Source organism: Methanobrevibacter filiformis, from assembly GCF_001639265.1.
GTDB lineage: Archaea > Methanobacteriota > Methanobacteria > Methanobacteriales > Methanobacteriaceae > Methanacia > Methanacia filiformis.
Window position 1 is genome coordinate 1 of record NZ_LWMT01000025.1, and the last position, 7,973, is coordinate 7,973.

7 protein-coding genes are annotated in these 7,973 nt (G+C 26.0%); 5 read left to right on the forward strand and 2 right to left on the reverse strand.

The window, feature by feature from the left end; translation table 11 throughout:
• Both MBFIL_RS10725 and thiC read left to right on the forward strand, forming a co-directional pair.
• A partial coding sequence (locus MBFIL_RS10725) for a hypothetical protein (RefSeq protein ID WP_066970594.1) occupies positions 1-763 on the forward strand: 763 nt, incomplete at its 5' end.
• 395 nt (positions 764-1,158) lie between these two features.
• On the forward strand, positions 1,159-2,463 hold the full coding sequence (thiC, locus tag MBFIL_RS01000; RefSeq protein ID WP_066970596.1) for a phosphomethylpyrimidine synthase: 1,305 nt from the start codon (positions 1,159-1,161) through the stop codon (positions 2,461-2,463).
• A gap of 44 nt (positions 2,464-2,507) precedes the next feature.
• On the opposite strand, the gene MBFIL_RS01005 is transcribed toward thiC, so the two are convergent.
• Together MBFIL_RS01005 and MBFIL_RS10730 are read right to left on the reverse strand one after the other, a co-directional pair.
• Positions 2,508-2,870 (reverse strand): hypothetical protein, encoded by a 363-nt coding sequence (locus MBFIL_RS01005; protein ID WP_066970598.1) that lies wholly within the window; start codon positions 2,868-2,870, stop codon positions 2,508-2,510.
• Positions 2,871-2,882: 12 nt separating this feature from the next.
• Positions 2,883-3,551 carry an SPL family radical SAM protein gene (locus tag MBFIL_RS10730; protein ID WP_066970600.1) on the reverse strand — a complete coding sequence of 223 codons (669 nt, stop codon included), beginning with the start codon at positions 3,549-3,551 and terminating at the stop codon, positions 2,883-2,885.
• A 570-nt stretch (positions 3,552-4,121) separates the two neighbouring features.
• On the opposite strand from MBFIL_RS10730, the gene lysS reads away from it, so the two are divergent.
• The 3 genes from lysS to MBFIL_RS01025 all read left to right on the forward strand — a co-directional run bounded on the left by lysS (position 4,122) and on the right by MBFIL_RS01025 (position 7,435).
• Positions 4,122-5,711: a lysine--tRNA ligase gene (gene lysS, locus MBFIL_RS01015; protein WP_066970602.1), complete on the forward strand. Its 1,590-nt coding sequence runs from the start codon at positions 4,122-4,124 to the stop codon at positions 5,709-5,711.
• Positions 5,712-5,742: 31 nt separating this feature from the next.
• Positions 5,743-6,534 (forward strand): hypothetical protein, encoded by a 792-nt coding sequence (locus MBFIL_RS01020; RefSeq protein ID WP_157078610.1) that lies wholly within the window; start codon positions 5,743-5,745, stop codon positions 6,532-6,534.
• Positions 6,535-6,757: 223 nt separating this feature from the next.
• Positions 6,758-7,435 (forward strand): M48 family metallopeptidase, encoded by a 678-nt coding sequence (locus MBFIL_RS01025; RefSeq protein ID WP_066970606.1) that lies wholly within the window; start codon positions 6,758-6,760, stop codon positions 7,433-7,435.
• Positions 7,436-7,973: the final 538 nt, after the last annotated feature.

Sequence of the window (7,973 nt, forward strand, 5' to 3'; positions counted from 1 at the left end):
TAATCCTATTCCTTCAAAATCATCAGGTAAGTACACATTTGATAGTTTATGGTGTAAAGCACATGGAGGATGGAATTCATTTTACCTTTGTATGAATGATGCAGCTAATGGAAATGTGGTTTTTGATGAAATGTACTCCAAAGAAACCGCAGCTAACTTGGATGAATACTTTGAAACAATTGCTCCATATTTACCAGAAGAGAAATACATTACTGTGGATTTAAACCCTAAATATAAAGAACCACTGGAAAAATATGGGTTTAAAAGACAATTATGTTTGAAACACACACCTAAGGCTATTAAAACGAGTATTAAAAACATAATGGCTAGTTATAAGAAGAAGGGAGGTAAAATAAATAGAAAGGATAGAAAAGTTATTAAAGAGCAGGAGCAGAAAATTATAGATATGGTTTTAAATGAGGATTTAGAAGAGATTGATTTAATATTTGAAGATATGGTGGATAATTTAGAATTTTTACATCCTTGTATTCAGCAATTGATGAATAAATTTATAATACCTAATTTTAATGATTTCTTTTGGTATTTAAAGGTTGATGGTGTTCCGAAAACTTCAAATGCCTCTGAACTCAATTTCCAAATAACTCTTCCTAAACATGTAAAGAGAAGAATGCACATTATGGAAGGATCAGAAAAAAGAATATATCTTAAATATGAATATAGAAAGAAAAAATCAGATGAAAAATTTGAAGAATCAATGAATAAATGGATTAATGAACTACTAACAAATAATTATCACATATGAATCGTGTTCAGCCTAAAACAAGCCCATAGAAAATAAATACCAGAATCAGTAACCTACTTGACTATGCCAATATTTCAAATTAATCTAATTAATTTAAAAATATCTTTCAATATTCATTTAAAACAAATCAATCTAATTTGAATAAACTCAATATCATTTGTTTTTTTAGATTAGTCAATTTTAATTGAAAAAACTCAAGTTTAAAGAAATATTAGAAAGATATAGAAGTATTTATAAGCAATGACATCAAAACAAAACAATGCTCAAATAAACTTAAGTTAAATTCAATATAAATTGAATAAAATAAAGAAATCTTGAGTTTATAAAAAATAGCTAAAAATTAAAATAAATAGCTAAATTTTAATTAAATCAATAATAACCATAAAAGTGATATAATGACCCAATTTGAAGATGCAAATAAAGGAATAATAACTGAAGAAATGAAAACAGTTGGACAAGCTGAAAATTTAGATCCAGAATTCATTAGGAAGTCTGTAGCTAAAGGAACTATAGTAATTCCATCAAATATTAATAGAAATATAGAAGCAACTGGTATTGGAGCAGGACTTAGGACTAAGGTTAATGCAACCATTGGTACTTCTACAGATATTATTGATTTCAATGAAGAAGAGAAAAAAGCTGAGATAGCTATTGAACACGGTGCAGATACATTAATGGAATTAAGTATTGGTGGAGATTTAGATGAAATAAGAAGGAGAATCTTAAAAATGTCAAATCTACCAGTTGGTAGTGTTCCAATTTACCAAACAGCTATTGAAACTATTAGAAAAACTGGATCTTCTATTGAAATGAATGAAGAAGAGATGTTTAAAAACATTGAAAAGCAAGCTAAAGATGGGATAGACTTTATGGCAATTCATTGTAGCGTTAATATCGAAACATTAGCCAGACTTAAAAAACAAGGAAGATATGGAGGCTTAGTTTCTCGTGGAGGAGCATTTATATCAGCTTGGATTGTTGAAAACGAGAGAGAAAATCCATTATACACAAATTTTGACTACATACTTGAAATAGCTAAAGAGTATGATGTAGTACTATCCCTTGCTAATGCAATGAGAGCTGGAGCAATAGCTGATTCAACAGACCGAGCACAAGTTCAAGAACTAATTATTCTCGGAGAATTAGTTGATAAAGCAAGAGAAGCTGGTGTTCAATCAATGATTGAAGGTCCAGGGCACATTCCATTAAATGAAATTCCAGCAAATGTAACAATCCAGAAAAAACTCTGTGGACATGCTCCATTCTACATGTTAGGTCCAATTGTAACAGACATAAGCCCAGGATATGATCATATATCCTCTGCAATAGGTGCAGCATCATCAGCTAAAGCAGGAGCTGATTTCATATGTTATGTAACTCCAGCAGAACATTTAGCCCTACCTGGACCAGAAGATGTTAAAACAGGAGTAATAGCTACAAGAATCGGAGCATATGTAGGAGACATGGCAAAAGGAATCCACAATGGAGAAAAAGACTTAGCTATGGCAAATGCAAGGAAAAAGTTAGATTGGGAAGGTCAATATTCAGCATCAATTTGCCCTGCAGATGCAAGAAAAACCAGAGAAAACAGACCACCAGAAGATCCAGATACATGTACAATGTGTGGAAATTATTGTGCAGTGAAAATAGTAAATGAATGGTTAGATAAAGCTGAACCAGATTTCTTTGATAATGTATAATAGCTAAATTAGTAAAAATAGGTATTTAATCTTTTAAAAATTAATCAAAAAGTATCAAAAAGCGTGCTTTGTTTTGTATTATCTTTAAGATTAAACTCATTTAATTTTCTATCTAAAACAGTTTTATAAGAATCTTTAAAATCATAACGCTTATTTAAAATAGTTATTTTATTATAAAACTTCATATTATAAATTTTACTAGCTTTTGAAGATATATAAGTATTTTTAAGATCATTGAAACTGTTTTTGAAACTGTTTTTGATTATTCTAAAAAAATGAGTTTTTGTTTCTCCATAAAGGTTTAAAAGCCCTGGTAAAATATAATTCACATTAATCATCTTAGCCATTTTAAAAACACTGTCTAAATCATAATCACCATCAGTAATATGTGGAATAATAGGTATCATATGGAGACCTACTTATGCATTTGTTTCTTCTTTAACACGACTTAACATATTTAATCTCTTCATTGAGGAACAGGTGTTTGGCTCAATCTTTTTTCTTATATCTTCATTAAATGTAGTAATTGAACCTGCAATATTCACATATGTAAGCTTGGACAATTTATCTATAAGTTCAATATCTCGAAGAATTAAGTCAGATTTAGTAGAAATAATAATAGGGTTCCTGTATTTTATAAATACCTCAAGAATTTTAGGCATTATTTCTAATTTTTTCTCAGTAGGTTGATAGCTATCAGTTACACCACCAACATTAACTACTTCTCGTTTCCAAGAAGATTTTCTAAATTGCTTTTCTAAAGCCTCTACAATATTTCTTTTTACATATATATCATTATAAAAATCATCATGACAATTAAAAGAATGATTGTTATTAGTATTAACAGAAAGACTATTACTATTAAAACTATTATTAACACTATTACTATTAGCACCATTATTAATACTATTAGTAAAAGTCATTAGGCTTTTTTCAGTGTTCATGTATTTATGAGAATATATAGCAAAGCAGTAAATACATTTATGTTGACAGCCTCTATAAATATTCAAATCCCATTTATAAGGCATTCTATTAATTTTATTTAATGGGACTTTACAATTAATTTCTTTATAATTTAAATTATTCATTAAAATAAGTATATATGTTTAATAGCTTAAATTTTTTAATATTAAATAAAAGCATTCCTTATACTTAAAATGGTTTATTTTTGGAAATAGCTTTTGATCAAACTTTTTTTAAAAGTTTGAAATGTTTGTTTCATATTAGTATATGAATAATAAATTATTAATAAATAGTATTAAATTATTTATTTAAATAAAAGAATCTTTATTAAACACATAAAATAAAGCATATATATTATATAAATCTTATATATAAGTATCAAATAATACAAATATACTTTTTAAATTAGTTCTTTTAATTATTTCTTGTTTTAAATATTAAAACTTTAATTAATAATTAATTAAATGATTTATCTAATTATAAAAATTATATAAAAATTAAATTTCGATTTATAAATTAATAATATTAAATTTCAACTTATACTACAATCAATTAATATTAAATATTTTAATAAATTTCTAATAATAAGTAAATACTTATTTTATGAATAAATATTATCTTCAAATAAATATTATCTTGATGATATTATCTTCAATTAAATAATATTTAACTCTAATTATTATCATGGTGATGAAATGAAACATTGGATAGAAAGAATAGCTGATGAGTTAAAAGAGAGAGATGTTGAAAAACATGTGATTGCTAGTGGAACATCCATATCAGGATCCATACATATAGGTAATTCATGTGATGTGTTTATAGCTAATGCTATTGGAAAGAAATTAAAGGAACTTGGAGTAAATGCAGAAACAATATGGATAGCTGATGATCATGATCCCCTTAGAAAAGTTCCATACCCATTACCAGAAAGTTATGATAAATATTTAGGAATGCCTTATTCAAATATACCTTGTCCAGAAGGATGTTGCAGTAGCTTTGTTGAACACTTTGAAAAACCATTATTTGATGTTTTAGATGATTTTGGAATAGAACTTACTCCAAAATCAGGATTTGAAATGTATAAGCAAGGTTTATACAATGATTACATTAGAATCTCACTTGAAAAAGCAGAGGAAATAAGAAATATATTCAACCAATACAGAGAACATCCTTTAGCGAATGATTGGCTACCTTACAACCCTATATGTGATGAATGTGGAAGAGTGAATACGACCTATGCTTATGCATTCAACGAAGATACAGTACAATACAGATGTGACTGTGGTCATGATGGTGAAATGGATATAAACAGTGGAAATGGTAAATTAACCTGGAGAGTAGAATGGGCTGCAAGATGGAAAATTTTCAAAATTACATGTGAACCATTTGGAAAAGACCATGCAGCAAGTGGTGGATCCTATGATGTAAGTAGCATAATATCTAAAGAGATATTTAACTACACAGCACCATATCCAGTGCCATATGAATGGATTACATTAGATGGCGAAGCAATGAGTAAATCTAAAGGAGTATTTTTCACCCCAAAACAATGGCTAGAAATTGCACCAGCAGAAAGCCTAAATTATTTCTTATTTAGAAGTAAACCAATGAAACATAAAGATTTCTCACCTAAAATGGCATTTTTAGACTTTATAGAACAATTTGACAAAGTAGAAAAAGTATATTACAATGAAGAAGAAGCACCATCAGAAAAAGAAGATAAAAAATTCAGAAAAATCTATGAAATGTCTAAAATCCAAGAAAACACAGAGAAAACAAACTTACCATTTAGACCACCTTACAGATTCTTAACTGTAGCATATCAAATAGCTGGAGAAGACAATGAGAAAATATTTGAAATTTTAAAGAAAAATTCACAATTAACTGATTCTTTTAAAAATAAAGAATATGAAACATTAAGCGAAATTGAAAATGAATACTTTGAAAAAAGAGTAGATGAAGTTAAAAATTGGTTAGAAAAATATGCACCAAAGTTCGTTAAATTCCAAGTTATGAAAAATATTCCAAACTTACCTTTAACTGATGAACAAACCACATTTTTAAAAGAATTAGCTATTTTAATTGAAGAAAATGACTTCAATGATGCAGCTAAACTTCATGATGAAATGTATGAAATACTAAATAAACAAGGATTAAAAATTCAAAAAGCTTTCCAAGCTATTTATAAAGTAGTTTTAGGGCAAAAACAAGGACCAAAAGCAGCATCATTTTTATTGTCATTAGATAAAGATTTTGTTGTAAAAAGATTGAAATTACTTGAATAATTCCCTTAAAACAAAAATAAGAGAATTAAATATGAAATATGATTTACCCAAATATTTTACAGACGAAATAAATAGCTATTTAGAAGTTAACAACTTTTTTGAAAGTAGAGAACTTAAAAATAAACTTAATAACAAAGAATATCAAAAAACATTAAAAAAAGCAAAAGATTATCTAAAAAAATATGATGCTAAAAATAAAGAATATAGCTATTATAAAATACATCATGATAAATCATTTATTGAAAATATAGCTAAGAATAATGACTTAAATGAAAACAATGAATTAATCTATTTAATCATTGAAAATCTTAAAGAAGAACTGAAATGGCCTCCATTAAATAGCTATTTATTATACAGTATTTTGTTTTTTAGTCAATTAAACAAGATATTTGAATCTTTCTTTAATTCTTATGAGAATTTAATCAATAATGTTTTAGAAATAGATGAAACAGAAGAAAACAGCCCTGAAAAACACAACATTAATGAAGATATAGATAATTTAGAAGATTTTGTAAGATTTAGTAATGAATTTATAGTTTCTTTAGAGAGATACTATAAAATATTTATGAAAGACATTCTAAATCAACTGGATATTAATGTAAAAATTATAACAATACTTATACTATCTATAAAACATACAAAAGATAATAAAATTGATTTTTTAGATAATTTACTAAGCTTAATTAAATATTTAGCCAACATCATTGAAGACAGTCGCGAAATGATAATTACACTTAGAAAATTAAATAAGCCTTTAGAAAAAGTGAAAAATAGGGAAATTATAATACAATATGATAAAACAAGAAAAATAATCAATAAATAGGGTAAAAATATTGATAAAATGAGAATAGGAGTTAATTCAATAGCTAAAATAGAACTTATTTAATTCAATTAGCTTATTTAATTTAATAACTATTTAACTAACAGCTATTTAACTAACAGCTATTTAACTAACAGCTATTTAACTAACAGCTATTAACTTGATACCTACCAATTATATCTTTACCCATTAATTATATTTTTAAATTATATTTTAAAGATCATATATGATAGAATATAAACTTGTTCAGACTAACAGGAAAACTGTATCAATTAAAATAAAAAAAGACACAACAGTGGAAGTTAGAGCTCCCAATAATATATCTAAAGCTCAAATTGATGAAATTGTCAAATCTAGAGAAAATTGGATAAAAGAACATCTTGAAAAAGTTAAAAAAGAACATGATCAAAGAAAGAAATTTAATCTAAATTTTGGAGATTATGTACTTATAAGAGGAAATAAAAAACAAATATGCTCTACTAACAAAAATATTGCAAGTTACGAAGATAATAAATTTTTAATTCCTGAATTTTGTAATAATGATCAAATTAAGGAAATTATTATTAATCTATATAAAATGATAGCTAAAGAACACATTTTATCCCGTGTAATCCACTTTAAAGAAGAAATGAATGTTGAACCTACAGGTTTTAGAATTACAAGTGCAAAAACAAGATGGGGGAGTTGTAGTGGAAAAAATAGTATTAATTTCACATGGAAATTAGTGATGGCTGATGATGAAATTATAGATTATGTTGTAGTCCATGAACTTTCTCATATAAAAGAACATAACCATTCTAAAAACTTTTGGAAAGAAGTTGAAAAAATTATACCAGATTATAATGTAAAAAAAGAAAAATTAAAAGATTTACAATATAAATTAAACACAGAAAATTGGGAATGAACTAAACAATTGTAATTATTAGCTAAAAAAGATATTATATTATCTTGCAGAATTATCATATTCACAATTACAAATTATTTGACTAACATTGCTAATATTTGAAAACATATATTGTTACTTGGAACAGATGTGTTCTTGTTGTTCATAGATGATAATATGCATTATTATTCTATTATATTTACTTAAAATTAATGTATTAATATAATTTAGTGAACTATTAATGAATAATGTTCAGTTTTAAGAAACATTCTTTAGAAATATTTGACAGAGCAAAATAGAGGTAAATCAAAATATTTAAATACTAATTCCATTAAAATTAAACATTAGTGATTATATATATATATATATATACGATAATCATAAAAAATAAAGAAGAGGTGTAATAAATGGCAAATCGTTTGTGTCAAAATTTTGCCTCCTGAAAAATTGATTATTACTAAAATAATGATTTATCATAACATTTAGGTCCATTTTAATTCATCGTTCTGTCTTTCAATTATTGGTTTCAAATAAGACATAGCTCCACTTTTGGTTTTAA

Coding starts and splice junctions, on each gene's coding strand:
- lysS (WP_066970602.1), top strand. CDS start 4,122: ATGAAACATTGGATAGAAAGAATAGCTGATGAGTTAAAAGAGAGAGAT.
- MBFIL_RS10730 (WP_066970600.1), bottom strand. CDS start 3,551: ATGAATAATTTAAATTATAAAGAAATTAATTGTAAAGTCCCATTAAAT.
- MBFIL_RS01020 (WP_157078610.1), top strand. CDS start 5,743: ATGAAATATGATTTACCCAAATATTTTACAGACGAAATAAATAGCTAT.
- thiC (WP_066970596.1), top strand. CDS start 1,159: ATGACCCAATTTGAAGATGCAAATAAAGGAATAATAACTGAAGAAATG.
- MBFIL_RS01005 (WP_066970598.1), bottom strand. CDS start 2,870: ATGATACCTATTATTCCACATATTACTGATGGTGATTATGATTTAGAC.
- MBFIL_RS01025 (WP_066970606.1), top strand. CDS start 6,758: ATGATAGAATATAAACTTGTTCAGACTAACAGGAAAACTGTATCAATT.